The organism is Fischerella sp. JS2 (assembly GCF_032393985.1).
Taxonomy (GTDB): Bacteria; Cyanobacteriota; Cyanobacteriia; order Cyanobacteriales; family Nostocaceae; genus Fischerella.
Genome location: NZ_CP135918.1, coordinates 6,026,871 through 6,045,927 on the forward strand (window position 1 = coordinate 6,026,871; position 19,057 = coordinate 6,045,927).

General features: G+C 41.2%; 19 protein-coding genes and 1 tRNA gene. 11 read left to right on the forward strand and 9 right to left on the reverse strand.

The annotated features are described in order from the left end of the window. The first annotated feature begins 348 nt into the window (after positions 1-348). The 6 genes from RS893_RS25825 (at position 349) to RS893_RS25850 (ending at position 5,938) form a co-directional block, all read left to right on the forward strand. Positions 349-657, forward strand: a complete 309-nt coding sequence (locus tag RS893_RS25825; RefSeq protein WP_315788471.1) for a helix-turn-helix transcriptional regulator — start codon at positions 349-351, stop codon at positions 655-657. A gap of 730 nt (positions 658-1,387) precedes the next feature. After that, positions 1,388-2,371: an alpha-ketoacid dehydrogenase subunit beta gene (locus RS893_RS25830; protein ID WP_315788472.1), complete on the forward strand. Its 984-nt coding sequence runs from the start codon at positions 1,388-1,390 to the stop codon at positions 2,369-2,371. Between the two features lie 129 nt (positions 2,372-2,500). Next, the gene (gene secD, locus RS893_RS25835; protein WP_315788473.1) at positions 2,501-3,913 is read left to right on the forward strand and encodes a protein translocase subunit SecD; all 1,413 of its coding nucleotides are present in this window, start codon (positions 2,501-2,503) and stop codon (positions 3,911-3,913) included. Next, positions 3,910-4,878, forward strand: a complete 969-nt coding sequence (gene secF / locus RS893_RS25840) for a protein translocase subunit SecF (protein ID WP_315788474.1) — start codon at positions 3,910-3,912, stop codon at positions 4,876-4,878. The genes secD and secF overlap by 4 nt, the downstream gene beginning before the upstream one ends. Positions 4,879-4,975: 97 nt before the next feature. Beyond that, on the forward strand, positions 4,976-5,377 hold the full coding sequence (locus tag RS893_RS25845) for a hypothetical protein (protein WP_315788475.1): 402 nt from the start codon (positions 4,976-4,978) through the stop codon (positions 5,375-5,377). Positions 5,378-5,479: 102 nt separating this feature from the next. Further along, positions 5,480-5,938: a GNAT family N-acetyltransferase gene (locus RS893_RS25850; protein WP_315792102.1), complete on the forward strand. Its 459-nt coding sequence runs from the start codon at positions 5,480-5,482 to the stop codon at positions 5,936-5,938. A gap of 6 nt (positions 5,939-5,944) precedes the next feature. Here RS893_RS25850 and RS893_RS25855 read toward each other — a convergent pair whose 3' ends face one another. The 6 genes from RS893_RS25855 to RS893_RS25880 all read right to left on the reverse strand — a co-directional run bounded on the left by RS893_RS25855 (position 5,945) and on the right by RS893_RS25880 (position 11,730). After that, positions 5,945-6,841: a HAMP domain-containing sensor histidine kinase gene (locus RS893_RS25855; protein WP_315788476.1), complete on the reverse strand. Its 897-nt coding sequence runs from the start codon at positions 6,839-6,841 to the stop codon at positions 5,945-5,947. A gap of 90 nt (positions 6,842-6,931) precedes the next feature. After that, positions 6,932-7,519 (reverse strand): L-threonylcarbamoyladenylate synthase, encoded by a 588-nt coding sequence (locus RS893_RS25860; protein WP_315788477.1) that lies wholly within the window; start codon positions 7,517-7,519, stop codon positions 6,932-6,934. 369 nt (positions 7,520-7,888) lie between these two features. Beyond that, positions 7,889-8,800 carry a peptide chain release factor N(5)-glutamine methyltransferase gene (gene prmC / locus RS893_RS25865; protein WP_315788478.1) on the reverse strand — a complete coding sequence of 304 codons (912 nt, stop codon included), beginning with the start codon at positions 8,798-8,800 and terminating at the stop codon, positions 7,889-7,891. 152 nt (positions 8,801-8,952) lie between these two features. Next, a complete protein-coding gene (locus RS893_RS25870) occupies positions 8,953-9,780 on the reverse strand; it encodes a Tic22 family protein (protein ID WP_315788479.1) in 828 nt (275 codons plus the stop codon). A 1,052-nt stretch (positions 9,781-10,832) separates the two neighbouring features. Continuing rightward, positions 10,833-10,906 (reverse strand) — tRNA-Pro (locus RS893_RS25875). 278 nt (positions 10,907-11,184) lie between these two features. Next, a complete protein-coding gene (locus tag RS893_RS25880; protein ID WP_315788480.1) occupies positions 11,185-11,730 on the reverse strand; it encodes a GNAT family N-acetyltransferase in 546 nt (181 codons plus the stop codon). A 296-nt stretch (positions 11,731-12,026) separates the two neighbouring features. Here RS893_RS25880 and RS893_RS25885 point away from each other — a divergent pair, with 296 nt between their 5' ends. Together RS893_RS25885 and RS893_RS25890 are read left to right on the forward strand one after the other, a co-directional pair. Continuing rightward, positions 12,027-12,746 carry a hypothetical protein gene (locus RS893_RS25885; protein WP_315788481.1) on the forward strand — a complete coding sequence of 240 codons (720 nt, stop codon included), beginning with the start codon at positions 12,027-12,029 and terminating at the stop codon, positions 12,744-12,746. A 241-nt stretch (positions 12,747-12,987) separates the two neighbouring features. Beyond that, positions 12,988-13,920, forward strand: coding sequence for an alpha/beta hydrolase (locus RS893_RS25890; RefSeq protein ID WP_315788482.1), 933 nt, complete (start codon positions 12,988-12,990; stop codon positions 13,918-13,920). 121 nt (positions 13,921-14,041) lie between these two features. On the opposite strand, the gene tsaD is transcribed toward RS893_RS25890, so the two are convergent. Then, positions 14,042-15,085, reverse strand: coding sequence for a tRNA (adenosine(37)-N6)-threonylcarbamoyltransferase complex transferase subunit TsaD (gene tsaD / locus RS893_RS25895; protein ID WP_315788483.1), 1,044 nt, complete (start codon positions 15,083-15,085; stop codon positions 14,042-14,044). Between the two features lie 489 nt (positions 15,086-15,574). Between tsaD and RS893_RS25900 the strand changes: the two genes are divergently transcribed. The 3 genes from RS893_RS25900 (at position 15,575) to RS893_RS25910 (ending at position 17,210) form a co-directional block, all read left to right on the forward strand. Continuing rightward, on the forward strand, positions 15,575-16,072 hold the full coding sequence (locus tag RS893_RS25900) for a photosystem I reaction center protein PsaF subunit III (protein ID WP_009459081.1): 498 nt from the start codon (positions 15,575-15,577) through the stop codon (positions 16,070-16,072). A gap of 37 nt (positions 16,073-16,109) precedes the next feature. After that, on the forward strand, positions 16,110-16,247 hold the full coding sequence (gene psaJ, locus RS893_RS25905; protein ID WP_315788484.1) for a photosystem I reaction center subunit IX: 138 nt from the start codon (positions 16,110-16,112) through the stop codon (positions 16,245-16,247). Positions 16,248-16,691: 444 nt separating this feature from the next. Next, positions 16,692-17,210, forward strand: a complete 519-nt coding sequence (locus RS893_RS25910; RefSeq protein WP_315788485.1) for a photosystem I reaction center protein subunit XI — start codon at positions 16,692-16,694, stop codon at positions 17,208-17,210. 208 nt (positions 17,211-17,418) lie between these two features. On the opposite strand, the gene gmk is transcribed toward RS893_RS25910, so the two are convergent. Both gmk and remA read right to left on the reverse strand, forming a co-directional pair. Then, positions 17,419-18,018 (reverse strand): guanylate kinase, encoded by a 600-nt coding sequence (gmk, locus tag RS893_RS25915; RefSeq protein ID WP_315788486.1) that lies wholly within the window; start codon positions 18,016-18,018, stop codon positions 17,419-17,421. Positions 18,019-18,226: 208 nt separating this feature from the next. Then, positions 18,227-18,493, reverse strand: a complete 267-nt coding sequence (gene remA / locus RS893_RS25920) for an extracellular matrix/biofilm regulator RemA (protein ID WP_009459091.1) — start codon at positions 18,491-18,493, stop codon at positions 18,227-18,229. Positions 18,494-19,057: the final 564 nt, after the last annotated feature.

Genomic DNA, 19,057 nt, shown 5'->3' on the forward strand with positions numbered 1-19,057 from the left:
GGATTTATCCGTGGGATCAATCTGCTTTCTTGTACCCTGGGAAGAATGATTGCTCACTGGCGATCGCTAATCATAATGGCTGTATAAGTTCGTAGTAAGGACTTTAGTCCTAAACCCCAAAGTACTTGAATCGCTCGCTACGAACTCCTCAAAACTAAGGCGATGAACCACTAAGTTTTATTGTTTTAGCGTCAGTATTACTTCTATTAAGTTGGTTTGTCTGCTTGTCAGCAGGTACAGCGATTACCTATAAAATAATATAGTTAATAATATAGTTCTTAGTTGGCTTTTTTACGTCAATTGATTTAATAAATGTATTCATATAGTTATCAAAGGGAGCATTTAGGTATGGATATGCAAGTCCTGAGAGAACGCGCGGGGCTTAGCCGTGCAGAGGTTGCCTTCAGGCTTGCAATCAGTGAAACTAGCGTTCGCAACTGGGAAGCAGGGCGTACAGAACCCACAATGACGCCTAAAAAATACTTAGAAGCGTTGCGACTATTCAAATGCACACCAGAAGAATTAGCAGCAGCAAGCGAAAAATCTATCAACCAGCGACATAAACGCAAACCAGGAAGACCAAGGAGATTTCCTAACAATCAATTAAATCAGGTAACTCCTATGCCTGATGCACCTGCTGCTGAAATACGGTTATAGCTTACGATGATCATAGATATTAATATCTCAAGATTTATGGGAAAATAATGTAATTAACTGATAAAATTTATACTCCATAGTTATATCTAGTTCGGCTAATTACTTACGATATTATGCTTCGTTTTTGGGCATTGGGCACTGGGCATGGGAAAATCATCAGTATCTTAATTACCGATTATCCTTACGGGTACTCTTCCTTGAACTTGAAGCCGAGAAAGCGGGCGTCTACGCCAGTCGCTCATGGGGGACTCACCGGTTCCCTGGTGGGGATTGGGGAGGAACCTCCTGCGTAAGAGTCGCTGGCTCACCAATTACCCCAATTATCCATTACTAATTACTAGCCCACGCGACATTACAAGTATTCAAGCGGACAGGATATAACAGGGTGTTGTAGACGTCTTTTGTCAGGTTGTCCCAGAATTAAATCATTTATCAGAGATCAGTAAACAGTTATCCAGCTTGTTTACTGATAACTGATAACTGTTAAAGCTGGTACACAAAACTTTGTGTTGAGCTAAGTATTAGCAATAGACTTACAATATCGCTGTGGCAGCAATTTACCATGTTGCATAGCAATTTGTATGTCACTCCAAGAGCATTAGTTTGAGATATACCTGAAGTTAGCCAAGAAATTGATGTGTTTACACATATTTGAGAACAGCAGCATCGCTGACCGTATTTACAGCAGAAGCACGATAAGATTCTAGAACAATAATGCATAAGAGGTCGAATGGCAGAAACACTACTCTTCAACGCCTTACGGGAAGCTATTGATGAAGAAATGGCGCGTGACTCCACGGTATTTGTACTTGGTGAAGACGTAGGACATTACGGTGGTTCCTACAAAGTGACAAAGGATTTGTATCAAAAATACGGTGAACTGCGAGTTTTAGATACCCCGATCGCCGAAAACAGCTTCACCGGCTTAGCAGTAGGATCAGCAATGACCGGGTTAAGACCGATTATCGAAGGCATGAATATGGGTTTTTTGCTCCTTGCCTTTAACCAAATCGCCAACAATGCCGGAATGCTACGCTATACCTCCGGCGGAAACTTTAAAATTCCGATGGTAATTCGTGGCCCTGGGGGTGTAGGGCGTCAACTTGGTGCTGAACATTCTCAACGTTTAGAAGCTTACTTTCAGGCTGTACCTGGCTTAAAGATTGTTGCCTGTTCCACACCTTACAATGCCAAAGGGTTGCTGAAATCTGCTATTCGCGATGACAACCCAGTCCTATTTTTTGAACACGTCCTGCTTTACAACTTAAAAGAAAACCTACCAGAAGAAGAATACCTATTACCCCTAGATAAAGCAGAAATTGTGCGTCGTGGTCAAGACGTGACAATCCTCACTTATTCACGGATGCGTCATCATGTCACACAAGCTTTGAAAAGTTTGGAAAAAAAAGGTTATGACCCAGAAGTCATTGATTTAATATCTCTTAAACCCTTAGACATGGAAACGATTGGGGCGTCCATACGCAAAACTCATCGAGTCATTATCGTCGAAGAATGTATGAGAACAGGAGGTATTGCCGCAGAATTAATTGCCTCAATTAACGAGCGCTTTTTTGATGAATTAGATGCACCTGTACTACGGCTTTCTTCCCAAGATATTCCTACACCTTACAACGGAATGTTGGAGAGATTGACAATTGTTCAACCGGAACAAATTGTCGAAGCTGTAGAAAAAATGATGGCTTTGCGAGTCTAGAACAACTTGTTGGTTGTTGGTAGTTCATAGTTGTTGGGAACAATCAACAACCAACATTTAAAAACTTAACTCTTCACTCATAACTGATCAAAGAGCGCTATTATAGCGTTTGTCGAAGCGAGTGATGGTATGCAAAGACAGCGATCGCTATTAGCCCTAATTTTAGTGATGGTAATTGCCGCCATTGCGGTAATTGCCACAATTTCTATACCGCTAGGACTGGACTTGCGGGGAGGTTCACAACTGACAATTCAGGTGAAGCCAACGCCAGAAATTCCACGAATTACTGAACGAGAATTAGAAGCTGTCAAAAGTGTCGTGGAAGGCCGTGTAAATGGTCTTGGTGTCTCTGAACCTGTAATTCAAACAGTTGGAGAAGACAAGATTTTAGTGCAGCTACCCGGAGTGAACGATCCAGAGGAAGCAGAAAGAGTACTAGGCGGTACAGCACAGTTAGAATTTCGCCAACAAAAACCAAATACAGAAACTCAGTTGTTTGCTTTACGAACTTCCCAACAAGAACTTAAACTACAACAGCAACAATTAAAAAACTCTAACGATACCGCAGCGATCGCCAAAAATAGAGAAGCGCTGCAAAATAATAGCAAAGCGATCGCTGAACTATTTGAAAGTACCAACCCGCCACTCACTGGTCAATACCTCAAAGATGCCCGTGGCGAACCAACCTCAGGTAATAATTGGGAAGTTGCCATTCGCTTTGATCAAAAAGGTGGCGAACTTTTTGCCCAACTTACCAAAAATCTCGCTGGTACAGGTCGCAGTATTGGGATTTTTCTGGATAATGAACTGATTAGTTCTCCCGTAGTCGGACCGGAATTTGCAGCCACAGGTATTACTGGCGGTGGTGCTGTTATTACTGGTAACTTTACACCCCAACAAGCAAACGAATTAGGTGTACAACTCAAGGGTGGTTCTTTACCAGTACCAGTAGAAATTGGTGAGATTCGTACAGTAGGCGCAACTCTAGGTAAAGATAGTATCCAAAGCAGCATCTGGGCAGGTGTTGGTGGTCTGATCTTAGTTCTCATATTTATGGTGATTTACTACAGACTACCAGGAGTAATTGCTGACATAGCACTAGTAATTTACGCACTCTTGACTTGGGCTAGTTTTGCTTTGTTAGGGGTTACACTCACCCTACCGGGAATTGCAGGTTTTATCCTCAGTATTGGTATGGCAGTTGATGCCAACGTACTTATATTTGAGCGTACACGGGAAGAATTGCGAGCAGGCAAAACTTTATATCGTTCAGTAGAATCAGGCTTTTACCGCGCCTTTTCTAGTATTTTGGACAGTAACGTCACTACCTGGATTGCATGTGCTGCCCTATTTTGGTTGGGATCTGGTTTAGTTAAAGGGTTTGCCCTCACCCTTGCTTTAGGTGTAGCGGTAAGTATGTTCACAGCCATTACCTGTAGTCGGACGTTCATGTTCTTGGCAATTTCTATTCCTTCCTTAAAGAAACCAGAACTATACTGTCCTGGTGTGTCAGCCTCAAACAAGACGGAGGTGGCGCGATGAAACTGAGTATTAACAAATCGCGATCGCTATGGTGGGGTATATCCTCGATCATTATTCTTGCTGGAATCATCTCAATGGTGATTTCCTGGCAACAAATAGGCGCACCTCTGCGCCCTAGTCTAGATTTTGTTGGTGGTACACGTTTGCAGTTTGAACGGGATTGTACAAACCCAGATAACTGTAATAAAGCCATTGATATCAACGAAGTTCGGGAAGTAGCTAACGCCCAAGGACTTGGTGACAGCAGTATCCAGATTATCGCCGACAAGGATACAGGCAAAGACAACGGTGTATTAATCCGCACAAAAACCCTGGATGTAGAGCAACGTACCAAGTTACAAAACGCCCTCAGTGAAAAAATTGGCACTTTTGACCCGCAAAAAACCCAAATAGATACTGTTGGACCGACAATTGGACGAGAACTATTTAGGACTGGTGTAATTGCGCTTGTAGTCTCTTTTATTGGTATTATTGTTTACTTAAGTTTTCGGTTTCAGTTGGACTACGCTGTCTTCGCGATCATTGCTCTATTCCACGATATCTTGATAACAGCAGGGATTTTCTCGATTCTTGGCTTAGTAGCAGGTATAGAGGTAGATAGTCTATTTATTGTCGCCTTATTGACAATTACAGGCTTCTCTGTAAATGACACCGTGGTAATTTATGACCGGATTCGGGAGACACTGAAAATCAACCCTAATCATCCGATCGCTGAGATTGTCGATGATGCAGTCAACCAAACTCTCACACGTTCCATCAACACAACCTTAACAACCCTACTAACATTATTTGCGATCTTCCTATTTGGTGGAGCAACCCTGAAGAACTTTTCCCTCGCCTTAATTATTGGTTTTACGATGGGTGCTTATTCCAGTATTTTTATAGCTAGTACTCTGTTAGCTTTATGGCGAGAACGCAAAGGCCAACCTGTTGTTTCCTCAACTTCAGAATCCATGAATAGTTAGTTGTTGGTTGTTGGTTGTTAGTAGTTAGTGGTTAGTAGTTACTTGTTCTTTAAACTACTTATTCCCCATCTCCCCACACTCCCCACCTCCCTCGCCTATGGATGAACCGGAAACTTTATATCCCAGTGATAATCCTGATATGAAATTTGTAAAACAAGTACAAAAGTTACATCGACTCACAGTATATGGAAGATGGCTATTTGTTGGTTTTCTCTGGCTGACTATTGCGCCTTGGTGCTTGTGGGGTCTACGTGAAGAGATTGCTTTGTGGAGACAATATTTTACTTGGGTAGCTGTCAGATACGGGCTTTATTTCCATCCATTTGCTACCCTTGGTTTAGCTTTCTGCATTGGCATGACGGTTGCTGTTTTGGTTTGGCAAAGTCGCAATATCCTATTTGGACTACCGCAGCAAGACAAGGAACGTCTCGAAAAACAGGTATTTCGGATACGTCAACAAGGGCCAAGCCATCCCCTGTGGAAGTGGATTTGTCAGTAAATCTTGAATTATTTATTAAAAAAATAGTTGCGATCAAACCATAAAGGCTGTATCTTTTGCACAGCGAAACTCAGCAAAGGTACTGCCTAAATTGGTGCGATGATGAATTATTCTCAAATTCAATTTAGCGATCGCAAATCAAAAATAGACCTTTACCAACTCCAGCAACTGTTAAATATTTCAGCTTTCTGGGCAAAAGGACGGAGTATCGAAGATTTAGGAGTAGCCATTGCCAACAGTGACCCTGTGGTTAGCATTTGGAATGGGCAACAACTAATTGGTTTTGCTAGGGCAACTTCCGACTGTATTTATCGTGCCACAATTTGGGACGTTGTTATTCATCCAGACTATCGTGGTAACGGACTGGGTAGTAAATTAGTGGAAACAGTTCTGAGTCATCCTCGCCTTCAACGGGTAGAACGTGTCTACTTGATGACTACTAGCCAGCAGCAGTTCTATGAAAAAATTGGCTTTCAAAAAAATTCCACCACTACAATGGTGCTTTACAGTGATCAGTTATCAGTGATCACTGAGCAGAATTGTTTGATCACTGATTACTGATCGCTATTAACTGATAGATTGAGGGATAGTGACTTGCAACCGAGTCATGTCTTCAGTCTGCTGTGTTGTTAGAGGAACAATTTCTAATTTGCCCCCCATCACTTCTAGTAGAGTTTGATTAAACAAGAACTTCATTCCTGGGTCAAAAGTAATATTATCTTCCTCAGTTTCAGCAAGTTTATTGGTAGATGAAATTAAATCTATTGGTTCGGACTGTAAAACATTTTGTTTAGGCACATCCAGCCAAACATAAACGAATTTATCTTTAGGTGAGGCTTGGGTAGATATATAAATACCGCCTTCCTCCATCTGAGCGATCGCAGTTTCGATTAAACTGATTAATACTTGTTTTAACCAACGAGAATCTACTACCACTTTCAATTCTGATTCTGGCAGTAAGACTTTGAAGGGGAAATTGCGATTTTCTGCCAGCATATAAGTTAAATCATAAACTTCCTGCAACAAATCTTTGAGTGATCGCGGTTGCAAGTCTAGTTTATTTGTACCATGTTCTAATCTAGCAACAGCAAGAATTTCATCAATTAATTTCAGTAGCTTGAGTGTCCGGTCATGAGCTTGTTTGATAAATTCTCGTTCTTCTTCTGGGTTTTCACACAAATTTGCCAAAATTAGCTGTTGTAAACCAATTAAACCATTAATTGGCGATCGCAATACGTGAGTAGTTCGTGCCAAATACCCAGCTTTAAACTGGCTCATTTCGCGTGCCATTTCATATGCCAATTGTGTTTGTTTGATCTGTTGCTGGAGTTTCACCACATCCTGTTGTTCTGTTGGTAGTACTGGGGATGAACTAGATGGCCTATTTTTATGTGCCAATAATCCACTAAAACCCAATCCTAATAATAGTCCTGCTCCTAGATATACCCAGTTACTCCAATCCATACATTTGGCAAATATAAATATTATCAGTGAACAGTTATCAGTTATTAGTAAACAAGCTTGATAACTGTTCACTGACAACTGATAACTGATTTAATTTAGCTTAACTCCTCCTTGCCGTAAAATCTGCCAATTCATCCCAGTCCATTTGGCAACGGTAGAGGGTATTCCATTTGTCGGTATTTTACTTTCGTACTCTGTGCTAGCCAATACCAGAACTTCGGGGAACTGAGCTGTTATTTCTGCCATTGTTTGTAAAGGTGGTTGACCTGACAAATTGGCACTAGTGGTAGCAAGGGGCCCTGTTTGCGCTAATATCTTTTGAGCGATCGCACAATCAGGAACACGGATACCAATGGTCGTTGGATCTATAGGATTCATCGCTATTGGCACTCGTGCAGAAGCTGGTAAAACTAAAGTCAACGCCCCTGGCCAATATTTCTGAGCAACTTCTTGCCAAATTTGATACTCTTGTTTACTACCCTTAACAAAAGCCCAGAGTGCTTCTGGATTAGCTGCCATTAAAATTAATGGTTTATCTTGAGTGCGTTGTTTAGCTTGAAAAATCAAGGTTGCCTGCTCTGGTAAACTTGCCAAAGCTGGAACAGTGTCTGTGGGAAAACTGATTAATTTACCTGCCCGTGCGCCAGCTACGAGCGTATCAAAGGATACTTGTGCCATTTTAAAATTATGAATTATAAATGCAATTGCCCAATTAATTTTGATTGACGAACACAGATGCACACCGATGAACACAGATAAATTATCGGTGTGCATCTGTGTTTGATGTTAAAAACATGATTTTGCCATAGTTTTAATTCACATTAGGCGTGAATTATCTCGCTGCGCGAGGAAGGCAGAGGGCAGGAGGCATCTATGTTGAGTTGTCGGTTGAGCAGCCCTATTGCCGTCCGAGCTTTTGGGTTTAAGACCCCCGCTAAAACGAAGTTTAGCGGGTACGAATTGCTGGTGGGTAGAATCCCCTAGGAACATCGCTCCTTGTGCCCTCTGCCTCCTGCATAGCTGCCTTCTTCAATGAAAGTTTATAGTTCACCATCTTTGGGCAAGGGCAAAGCGTTCTATACCAGCTAAATCAGTATAAATTTTAATATTGCAGTAGCTACCTTGATTCTGTAACATCTCCCGCACTACATCCGCCTGTCCTGCCATCATCTCTACAAGCCATACCCCACCTGGTTTTAAATAGGTCGGGGAAGTTTCGATCAAATAACGGATACAGTCTAGACCATCGTTACCACCATCAAGTGCCAAATGTGGCTCATGGTTGGCAACTTCTGGTTGCAGTCTTTGCACGGTACTGGTAGGGATATAGGGTGGGTTTGACACCATACCACTGAATTGTCCCTTGAAAGACTCTAGGGGTTCCCACCAATAGCCTTGATAAAATTTGATGCGATCGCTCAGCTTGGCATTTTGGGCATTAATTTGAGCGATCGCAACTGCTGCGTTTGAATAATCAACCGCGTGAATTATTGCCTCTGGTAGGGCATCTGCCAGTCCAATAGCAATTGCTCCGCTACCAGTTCCTAAATCTGCCCAGTGTCCTTGTTGTAGGCGCTGTTCCTCCCTACTGTTGGCAACTGCTACTACAATATCAATCAACAACTCAGTTTCTGGTCTAGGAATTAAAACCGCAGGAGAAACTGTGATTTTAAACTGTCGCCAAGGTGTAACTCCGGCAATGTACTGTACTGGCAAGCGTTCCTTTAATCGTTTTTGCCATAGCAAATCTAATTCTTCTAAAGGCAGCTGCAACTGGATTTGTGGCCAGTCTTTAAACGATTCCAAACGTAGCGCCAAACGATCTAAGCCAGCTATTTCTTGTAATAGCCAGTCTATCTCAGCCGATGATACATCAGCAGCGATCGCTGCATGGATCGCTGCTTGACGCCATTGCCAGAGTTGCAAACCAGAAATTTCTTTGGGCTGTTGATCCGCCATGATTAATAGTTATCAGTTAGCAGTTATCAGTTATCAGTTAATTTCAATGACTAAATCGTTGAAGAGTAAACAAGGAATCCCACACATGAAATGTGTGGGGAGATATCAGTCTGATAACTGTTCACTGTTTACTGATAACTGATAGCGTCTAGTTATTTTTTCGGTTTAGTGGGTGGTGTGACAGCATTATTGGGCTTGAGATTTGGTGTCGCAGCTGTGTTAGGTGCATTAGTCCTTGGCTGTTTGCTGATATATTCTAAGCTTTCTGAAGAAGGTACTAAGGTAACTTGCTTTAACCACTCATCATTTTTTTTCTGCAAGGTTTGGATGACGCCTTCAATATCAACTACCTGAATTTCCGCTTTCGGAATATCTTTCTTGACCTGGTTTAACAAACCTTGGGCGTCCTTTTGACTCAAAAACAAAGGCACAATTTCCTGATTGTTAGACTTCCGTTTGACTGAAACGTAGCCCTTGTCTGCCGATTGAACAATAAACACGGGTACAATTAAGCCTTTGACCTCTTGACCTTTTTGGCGTAGTAGTGTGACTGCTCCTTGGAGATCTTGCTGTCCGGGTTGAAGGGCAAACAAGACACGATCTGGTTTATTTCTATCTTCTCTGAGCTTTTTATAAACGACTCCCATTGGCACAGGTTTTACTTGCAGGGTTTTCACCATTTCTACAAGTTTCGGGTCTTTTTGTTTCCGTAGTTCTTCCAAAAAGGCCTGGGCTTCTTGTCCATTCATAAAAACATCTGCCACCGTAGTACTTTTTTGCCCGTTTTGGGCAGGAGGCAGAGTACGAGTTAGGGGTACACCTTGGGGGTTAGTGATGAGAAAAACAGGTACTTCATTCAGTTTTTCTGCTATTTGTTGTTCGGGTAATGCTAGTACTGGGGCATTTCCGCTAAAAACTGTTGCCAGCAGAGTACTCCCCACTAAACCTAATGTTGTACCCCAGCGAACCAATGATTTCATGACTTCTCCTAGCATCAAAAATTTTTATCAAGTCAAACGAATTGTTATATTCGCACAGAACTGACTAGTTTCTGTGATGTTATTTGTTTCGCTAGTGGACTGTGCTGTTGTTTGTTCGTCAATTTCGCCTAGAAATTGACAGCAAAGTAATGTAGATAGATGCCTGCTATTATGTTGCTTTCAGACGGTGAAAACTCTCCCGCTTGTGAAGGCGACAAATGCCATTTTATTGCCTTTACTATGCCATAGTTGACGCCATATGCCAGTCATTCGTTCCATCTACCCCATAATAAGATTGCCTTAATCTACACATATCCTTCAATAAATTGAATCTGTCTTTTATACCTCAAATCTAAGCTGGCAGCAAAATTGCAAAGTTTTATTTTTCCGCAATAATCAGTAATTAAAGTGCAAATATAATTACCAAAATTTTTTGGAAAATATCTAAGATTAAAATATAGTCAATTTTTATTTATTTATGAGAAAATAAAAAGCCCTACATAATTTGGTTTAAAGTTGAAGCAATAATTATTTAACCAACTGAAGTTAAGGGTGATAGATGACAGATAGATTGTGAATTGCGATCGCACTGTCCAGTTGGTATAAATATCAAATTGAATCAATAATTACTATAAGTTTGCGTATATTTCTCTTATGCATAATAGTGAACAGTTGCATTCTTATTGAATTTCTGTTTAGAGGTTGTGTCCTCATCAGCTAACTGCTATCTGATTATTGACGAGTTGCCTGTTAAAAGTTCCCTTTTAATTACTCCCTTTTCACCCAGAAATATTTATGTAACGTAGACACGAAGCAGCTTGCTGCGGGCTACTACAAAGGACACAAAGAACACAAAGAGTTGAAAAAGTTGGTAGGAATTCAAATATTTATTGGGTTGTATAAAACTACACTTGCCAGTCTGGAGTGGGGGAGGGGTTTTTTATTTTTGCAAGAGGTTTAGCACTGGAGTGTATGGCCTGTGACTGGAAGTTCGAGAATAAAAAACCCTAGATAATTTCATTATCTAGGGTTACATAACTGAATTTTCTAAGTCGGGATGACAGGATTTGAACCTGCGGCATCCTGCTCCCAAAGCAGGCGCGCTACCAAGCTGCGCTACATCCCGTTAACTTTAATATCTTATCACAGATGAGAGCATTTACATAAAACGATAAATAAGATTTTAGATTTTTTCTTTTACAGCTTACAACTATGGGTATTGACGTTTATGCAAACAAAGACCACTTTACAAGGAAGCCGTTTATATGTCAAGAAATAGGGGTATAGGGAAAGAAAGCAGCTAGGTTAAAAATTAAACTGTTTTGATCGCCTATACTACTATAACCATATCTTCTAGTAAGAATATATGTTTATTAATTGAGCTAATTTAAATACATTTGCTGATTATTGAGGATACCAGAACATACCTTTAATGCCTTCTGGATCGGACATAAAACCCAAGCTTTGGTAGAAGTCTACAACATGGGGATCAGCGAAAAGAGTCACATTACTGATTTCTTCACTTCTCAGTTTCTTGAGAACGTATTTCATCAGTGCTTTACCCAGCCCTTTACCTTGAAAGTCTGGATGGACTACCACATCCCAAATTGTGGCATTAAAAGCATGATCTGAGGTAGCACGGGCAAAACCAATGAGTCGCCTTTTATTACCTCGCACTTGCCACATTGAAGCAACGAGAAAACTATGCTCAATAGCTTTTTTGACTTTTCTTAAAGGGCGACGCGACCAACCAACCGCATCACATAGTTCTTCAAGTTCATATAAATCAATATCTCTTTCTGTACTAAAAACAATGCGAACCTCCTGGGTAGAAGCTTCGCTAACACCACTGGAATTACCAGCGCTGTCCACTGTATGCTCTTCAAAGGAAGTAGTTTTAGTTGTTGCGATCGGTTCAGAAGCACTAAACCAAGTTTTCCAAAAACCCATGCCAGCGTGGTTCGGGTAGTATAACTGAATTGGTTTCTAATGAAAGAGTGTTTATTAACGCTTATCTGAGCCAGTTATGTCTAGGTATCTCTCACATCCGTATTTTTTGACGTTGTCGAGAGTTCCAATGACACTTCTCAGTAATCGTTTACTTCACATCAATCATTTTCAACTTTAGCATTTTGTAGTAAGGCTAGGAAAAATTGACCAAAAGGACGACAACTAAAAACTAAATAGCACACAAAAAATATGAAAGCTTTAGATGTGATCACAGCAAGCAAGGCTTACCTCCAACAATGGCTTCTGGTTTAAAATCTTCAACACTGGAACTCCTAAAGCGCTTTAATCGCGCATTTCCTCAGTTTTATGAGCAATTTGTTAGCAGTGAAATTCAACTGCAAAATTTACGCTTGGCCTACCGCCTCTATAAAAGTAGGCGCGCAGTTATTGAGCTCAAGCCAGAAGGTAGCAAAAGTGCTTTGCATTTTGCTTACCGCAACCAATCTTTTCTGCTCAGCGATATATTTGGTGTACTAGCGGCTTACGGGTTAACGATTCACGGTTTAAGTTTATACGGTCAGATTCGACCACCAATGCTGGTATTTATCAAACTACTGGTTTACCGTGGTAGTAAAGCTTTGAGCGAGAAAACTTCTGAAAATGTCTGTCGCGCTATTCGCGAAGCTTTAGCAGGACGGTTTGAAGTAGAAGAAATGCTGGCAGTAGAATTCAATCTTGATGCTGGTCTAGAGCAGGTACAAACTGAATTTTACGTCGATCCAGTCTTTCATCTTCCTGCTTTAGTCGTAGAGGCTGATAACCAACCGGGATTATTTTATAAAGTGATGTATGCCATTTGGCAAGAAGACCTTTTGGTAGTAAATGCCAACTTGCTAGTATGGCGTGGACGTACACGCTTGATTCTCTATTTGCTAGGGCCAAATGAAAGTATAATTCCAGAATATTTAGGTCACAAAATTGCTGAAGGGGTGCGACAGAGGTTGTTGGGCAAATGAAATGAAGGATGAAGGGTGTAGACGAGGCAGTGCGGTGGACTCCTTTCCCGGCATAAAGGAGCCACTGCGGTGGACTCTTCTCCCGGCATAAAGCACGTGGCGTCATCTGCCGTGCGCTCATAGGCTTCTCGTAGAGTAGGGTGAAGGGTGAAGTATTTGTATTTATACTTGTGTCTTCTGAGTTTGTCTTCATCCTTTATTCTTGTGCTGTCGTACCCACTGTTCGCAGTACGATAGAAGTATGGCTACCATCGAAATCTTGGGCGTTCCACACGCATACGAACTTACAGCTCCCACATCCTATCCCCATACTTTGGTATTTATTCACGGTTGGCTCAATAGTCGTGGCTATTGGCAACCTGTGATTTCTCGCTTGTCTGGTGATTTTCAATGTCTGTCTTATGATTTAAGGGGTTTTGGCCAATCCCAGTCCAATAAATATACTGATTTTATTCATCAGGGAGTTTCTTTTGACCTAAGTTCTATCCACCGCAGTGATTTTGCCAATCCATTTGAGTCTCTTTACACACCCGCTGCCTACGCAAAGGATTTAATTGCTCTGTTGGAACAGCTAAATATTACTAGTGCCTGGCTTGTTGGTCATTCCTTAGGAGGTACGATCGCTCTGTGGGGAACTGCTCAGAAGCCTGAGCGCATTCGGGGAGTGATCTGTATCAACTCTGGTGGCGGTATTTATCTCAAAGAAGCCTTTGAGCAGTTTCGCCTGGCAGGTCAACGATTTTTACAAATTCGTCCTCGATGGCTTAGTCAAGTACCTTTAATTGATTTGCTATTTAGTAGAGCGAGTGTGGTGCGTCCCCTAGAACGCTACTGGGCACGTCAGCGGATCATTGATTTCATTAGCGCCGATCCAGAAGCAGCTTTAGGAACATTGCTAGATTCTACTACCGAGGATGAAATTAACCGCTTACCACAGTTAGTAGCGCAACTGAAACAGCCAATTTATTTCATTGCAGGCGCTCAAGATAAGGTCATGGAACCTAAGTATGTGCGTCATTTAGCAAGTTTTCATCCGTTGTTCCAATACAGTGGAAACAATGTGATCGAAATTCCTGGCTGTGGGCATCTATCTATGTTAGAGCAACCAGAGGCAGTCGCTGATCATATCCGCTCAATTGTTTTTAAACACTCGGAAATCAAGGTTAGGGACTAAGGGCATGGGATTGGGGATCAGGGATAGGGGGACAAGGGAAACAAGGGGGACACGGGGGACACGAGGGACACGGGATAAAATAAACACCAATGCCCAATTCCCAATCCCGATCCCCGATCCCTTATCCCCTATACAACTCCATCACCTGCGTCAATCCCAGGCGAGAGTGAACGCCGAGAGTTAAAGGTGAGGTATGACCCCGACTCAAATGATCAGAGGCAGCACAACCAATCATCGCGGCGTTGTCAGTGCAATATTTGAGGGGAGGAAATAAAACTCTGAGGTTATACTCTATGGCTGCGGCTTGTAATTGCTTTCTCAAGCCACTGTTAGCTGCGACACCACCACCCACGGCAATTGTATGTAGACCATAGTCGCTCGCACAAGCTATTGCCCTTTTAGTGAGCGATCGCGCGACGGTATCCTGAAAACTAGCTGCAACATCTGTCACTGGTACTGGTTGCTTTTGTTTCTGAAATTGCTGCACCAGACGTAGCACGGCTGTTTTTAAGCCACTAAAACTCGCATCGTAGGGATGATAGCCACCATTCGGTAAAGAAACTCTTCCTTCTGGTAGACTAAAGGCTTGGGAATTTCCTTGTTGCGCTAACTTATCTATAATTGGCCCACCAGGATAACCTAACTGTAAAAGACGGGCGACTTTATCAAAGGCTTCACCAGCAGCATCATCACGAGTTTCGCCCAGAGTTTCGTATACACCACAATCTTTGACGTAGATTAAGCTTGTATGTCCGCCGGAAACTAGTAAGCTTAAAAAAGGAGGCTGGAGGCTAGGTTCGCTGAGGTAATTAGCGTAAATGTGACCTTCTAGGTGATGAACACCCAAAAAAGGTTTGTTGTGTACCATCGCCAGGGTTTTGGCAGCAGTTAACCCAACTAGCAGTGCTCCTACTAGCCCAGGCGCACAGGAGGCGGCGATCCCATCTATCCCTTGCCAATCTAGCTGGGCTTGTTCTAGAGCTTGAGCGATCGCTATATTAATGACTTCTAAGTGCTGTCTTGATGCCACTTCTGGCACTACGCCGCCGTATTGGCTGTGGACAGGAATTTGCGAGGTCACAATATTACTTATTACTTGACGATTGTTAACAATTGCTACAGCAGTTTCATCACAGCTGGTTTCTATCGCTAAAACGCTTGCCATCACTGGGTTATGCTTAATAAAGACTAGTTTGAGAAACTTTAACTTTTATTTACTTCAACTTTACTCGGTTCACAGGCAAGAGTATGATTGCCATAGACTCAAAACCCACTAAAATAACAGGAAAAATCAGAAATTTTGTCAGATTAATATCTGTCAAAAGTTTTGTTTATCCTGGCTTTGATTGTGGATTTCAACTCCACAATTTCACACAAGACCAAATAAGAAATATTAAATTTCTGCTGGTCATCAAAAGTGAACATGCTTCTACATAAAGTAGTCGAAAATGGATCATATCCTTTTTCGACAAAGGCTGTTTTAGTTCAGCCATTGGGTGTTATTCCCAAAAACATAAAATAAAGGTAATTTCATTATTCACCTTTATTCTATGAAACTATATTGACGTAATATGTTGTGCAAATCAAAATTGTACAAGCCGCTTCGTTTTGTACAATATTAAGATTTTGTTTCGTAATGAAAGGAAACAATTCCATGCGACGCTTGTTTGCTTTGATTTTAGCGATTTGTCTTTGGTTTAACTTTGCTCCTGCCGCTAATGCGCTGGGAGCAGATCTTGTACCTTGTAGTGAATCTTCTGCCTTTGCTCAGCGTGCACAAGTTGCTCGCAACACCACTGCTGATCCCCAGTCTGGGCAAAAGCGATTTGAGCGTTATTCTCAGGCATACTGTGGTCCTGAGGGTTTACCTCACTTAATTGTGGATGGTCGTTTAGACCGCGCTGGTGACTTTTTAATTCCCAGCATCCTCTTTTTGTATATTGCTGGTTGGATTGGCTGGGTTGGTCGTGCTTACCTGCAAACAATCAAAAAGCAAGGAGGCGACGTAGAACAGAAGGAAATTCAAATCGATGTTCCTTTGGCACTGCCAATCATGCTATCCGGCTTTGCTTGGCCAGCAGCAGCAATCAAAGAATTGCTTTCTGGTGAATTAACAGCCAAGGATGAAGAAATTCCCATTTCACCACGCTAGTATTGCTTGATTCATTGACTACTTCGGAGATTAATTCATGGATAATCAAAGCCCTTTGTTTAAGTTTCTTACTACAGCACCTGTAATCACTACGATATGGCTGTTCATTACAGCAGGCATTTTGATTGAATTTAACCGCTTTTTCCCCGATTTACTTTTCCACCCGTTGCCATAAGAAATAACGGGTTTTAGTTTTTGAAGGGTTTGGTTAGCAGGGGCGAAGCATTTGTATTATTTATATTTCTCGCTAAAGCGAAAATTTTATTGTACAGATGCTTCGCCCATATAGTGGTTAACTTGAGTAAATAATAAATAACTAGTAACTACTCGCTGCTAAATATTAAAAAGAGTATTTTAACTTTTTATGTTGTTACCAACATGATTTTTTGTGTTCTCAAAAATTAAAAATACCTGTTAACTTTTTTGTGTCCTTTGCGTCCTTTGTGGTTGATAAATATAAATCTTCAAAAGCAAGCTCAAAGTTCAACAAAGGAGTATATTTAGAAGGTAAGGAAGGAAATTAATTTTTCTAAACTTTAGTTTTCAAAAATGACATCGAAAGACAATTATTATTAATATAAAATATTGCCACCTTACTGTTGAGAGGCGAAATTAAAATATGGCGCAAGCAGTAGATGCATCCAAAAATCTTCCTAGCGATCCTAGAAATCGGGAAGTAGTTTTTCCAGCAAAACGTGATCCGCAAATTGGCAACCTAGAAACACCAATTAATTCTTCTGCCTTAACCAAGTGGTTCATTAACAATTTGCCTGCATATCGTCCAGGTATTACTCCTTTTAGAAGAGGACTGGAAGTTGGCATGGCTCATGGTTACTGGATTTTTGGCCCCTTTGCCAAATTAGGTCCCCTGCGGAATGCTGTGAATGCTGACTTAGCTGGTTTGTTATCAGCTATTGGCTTAATTGTGATTTTGACTATTGCCCTATCTTTGTACGCAAATAGTAATCCTCCCGAACCAGTTGCGAGTGTAACTGCACCTCATCCTTCTGATGCTTTCCATACTAAAGAAGGTTGGAGCAACTTCGGCAGTGCTTTCTTGATTGGTGGTATTGGTGGTGCTGTAACAGCCTACTTCTTAACTGTCAATATCGGATTGATTCAAGGTTTCTTTGGTTAAGATAGACGTTTGTTAGTGGTTAGTGGTTAGTGGTTAGTGGTTAGTGGTTGATAGCTAATAACAATTACCTATTACCTACTAACTACTATCTACTAACTATTAACTACTAACAAAATACAAAGGACACAGGCAAAGGGCTTAGTAAGTCTTGCTTTGTGTCCTTTGTCGCTTTTTTGGGCAAAGAATAGGGTTTTTTAAGGGTGGTGAACTATCCAAACAAAGTTGCTTCTATAGATTTGAGAGTTGTTTCAAAATCGTCATTAACGATTTGAATATCAAATTCATCAGCAGCATTAATCTCATCTTGGGCGCGGCGTAGACGACGAGCGATCGCTTCTTCCGAGTCTTGTCCGCGAGTACGTATCCGTTTCTCTAACTCGCTGAATGAAGGCGGCAAGATAAAAATACTGAGTGCTTCAGGAAAGGAACGGCGGATTTGTCTAGCTCCTTCTAACTCTATTTCCAGTACTACCAATTTGCCAGAACAAATTTGGTTGATGACTGGTTCACGGGGAGTACCGTAATAGTTGCCAGCAAATTCTGCCCACTCTAAGAATTCACCTGCTGCCATCAATTGTTCAAATTTACTACGGCTAATAAAGTAATAATCTTTGCCGTCGATTTCTCCTGGACGAGGAGAACGAGTAGTTGCAGATACAGAATAGTAAAGCTCTGGATGACGCGCCAGAAGCGATCGCATTAAAGTGCCTTTGCCGACACCACTAGGTCCGGTTAAGACAATTAGCTTGCCAGAAGATGGACAATCTTTGGTAGTAGCACCACTCTGGATGGATAAGACTTGCATCATCCGCTCAACCTGTGAATCAATTAATAGACATTATTTATTGGTAGTTGGTAATTGGTAATTGGTAAGAACACCTATTACCCATCCCCCTTGCCGCCAACTTTCTGTGACTAACAGAATTTTGTAGTATGAGTGACAGAAAATTTGTCTATTTCACATGTTACTGCTGATATGGCGCAAATAGGAGTAAGAATTTTCATCAACTCCTGATTTAGTTATCTACCGCCTGATGTTCACGGGAAACCACAAAACGATTTGCAACCGTTTCCGGTTGAATCGCCGAGAGGATAACATGGCTGGAATCTGTAATAATTACAGCCCTGGTACGACGACCATAGGTTGCATCAATAAGTTGACCTCGATCGCGTGCATCCGTAATGATTCGCTTAATAGGGGCAGACTCTGGACTGACAATGGCAACTACTCGGTTGGCGGACACAATATTGCCGAAACCGATGTTGATTAACTGAATGTCCATAAAAACTAACACCAAATGTGGTGTGAGAAGCCTAATTAGAACTATTTCCCATGTTATCCCCAAAAAATAGCAGTTACAACGCTTTATTTCACCCCAAGCGGTGTTTTTTAATAAGAAATGCTTTTTTAGTAATTTTTTATATCAAATAACTAAATATCTGCCTCAAGATATAGGCACAATTATCAAAATACAGGTAGTAGCTGTATCTGTATCTAGGAATTAAAAACAAGATGTTAATAGCGCTACACAAAATTAAAAACTCAAACTCAAAAAAGCCTGTCTTTTGGTTTTTTTAGCTGATTTTAGATAGTATCTTTGTTTTCGCGATCCTCTACTCAATACTAAGGAATGAAAAAGATAAATTTGCCTGTTTGATACAAGACTATCATAAATGCGGTCACTAACAACAATTAATCAAAGCAGAGTTTTATAAACATTTATCCATCAGATTTGATCTCGTAAATTAAGCGTGAAAACTTCTCTTCCTTATCCTGCGACCATTCTAGTCTCTTAACCCTATTTTTGGATAAGATAGCACGTTATTAAAATTTGTAATCAATATGA

What these genes read in the sequence shown, in the direction of transcription:
- remA (WP_009459091.1), bottom strand. Translation starts at nt 18,493, where the DNA reads ATGGACATTCAGTTAATCAACATCGGTTTCGGCAATATTGTGTCCGCC.
- RS893_RS25910 (WP_315788485.1), top strand. Translation starts at nt 16,692, where the DNA reads ATGGCGCAAGCAGTAGATGCATCCAAAAATCTTCCTAGCGATCCTAGA.
- gmk (WP_315788486.1), bottom strand. Translation starts at nt 18,018, where the DNA reads ATGATGCAAGTCTTATCCATCCAGAGTGGTGCTACTACCAAAGATTGT.
- RS893_RS25830 (WP_315788472.1), top strand. Translation starts at nt 1,388, where the DNA reads ATGGCAGAAACACTACTCTTCAACGCCTTACGGGAAGCTATTGATGAA.
- RS893_RS25855 (WP_315788476.1), bottom strand. Translation starts at nt 6,841, where the DNA reads ATGGATTGGAGTAACTGGGTATATCTAGGAGCAGGACTATTATTAGGA.
- RS893_RS25825 (WP_315788471.1), top strand. Translation starts at nt 349, where the DNA reads ATGGATATGCAAGTCCTGAGAGAACGCGCGGGGCTTAGCCGTGCAGAG.
- psaJ (WP_315788484.1), top strand. Translation starts at nt 16,110, where the DNA reads ATGGATAATCAAAGCCCTTTGTTTAAGTTTCTTACTACAGCACCTGTA.
- RS893_RS25885 (WP_315788481.1), top strand. Translation starts at nt 12,027, where the DNA reads ATGGCTTCTGGTTTAAAATCTTCAACACTGGAACTCCTAAAGCGCTTT.
- RS893_RS25880 (WP_315788480.1), bottom strand. Translation starts at nt 11,730, where the DNA reads ATGGGTTTTTGGAAAACTTGGTTTAGTGCTTCTGAACCGATCGCAACA.
- RS893_RS25850 (WP_315792102.1), top strand. Translation starts at nt 5,480, where the DNA reads ATGAATTATTCTCAAATTCAATTTAGCGATCGCAAATCAAAAATAGAC.
- RS893_RS25870 (WP_315788479.1), bottom strand. Translation starts at nt 9,780, where the DNA reads ATGAAATCATTGGTTCGCTGGGGTACAACATTAGGTTTAGTGGGGAGT.
- secF (WP_315788474.1), top strand. Translation starts at nt 3,910, where the DNA reads ATGAAACTGAGTATTAACAAATCGCGATCGCTATGGTGGGGTATATCC.
- secD (WP_315788473.1), top strand. Translation starts at nt 2,501, where the DNA reads ATGCAAAGACAGCGATCGCTATTAGCCCTAATTTTAGTGATGGTAATT.
- RS893_RS25845 (WP_315788475.1), top strand. Translation starts at nt 4,976, where the DNA reads ATGGATGAACCGGAAACTTTATATCCCAGTGATAATCCTGATATGAAA.
- tsaD (WP_315788483.1), bottom strand. Translation starts at nt 15,085, where the DNA reads ATGGCAAGCGTTTTAGCGATAGAAACCAGCTGTGATGAAACTGCTGTA.
- RS893_RS25860 (WP_315788477.1), bottom strand. Translation starts at nt 7,519, where the DNA reads ATGGCACAAGTATCCTTTGATACGCTCGTAGCTGGCGCACGGGCAGGT.
- RS893_RS25900 (WP_009459081.1), top strand. Translation starts at nt 15,575, where the DNA reads ATGCGACGCTTGTTTGCTTTGATTTTAGCGATTTGTCTTTGGTTTAAC.
- RS893_RS25890 (WP_315788482.1), top strand. Translation starts at nt 12,988, where the DNA reads ATGGCTACCATCGAAATCTTGGGCGTTCCACACGCATACGAACTTACA.
- prmC (WP_315788478.1), bottom strand. Translation starts at nt 8,800, where the DNA reads ATGGCGGATCAACAGCCCAAAGAAATTTCTGGTTTGCAACTCTGGCAA.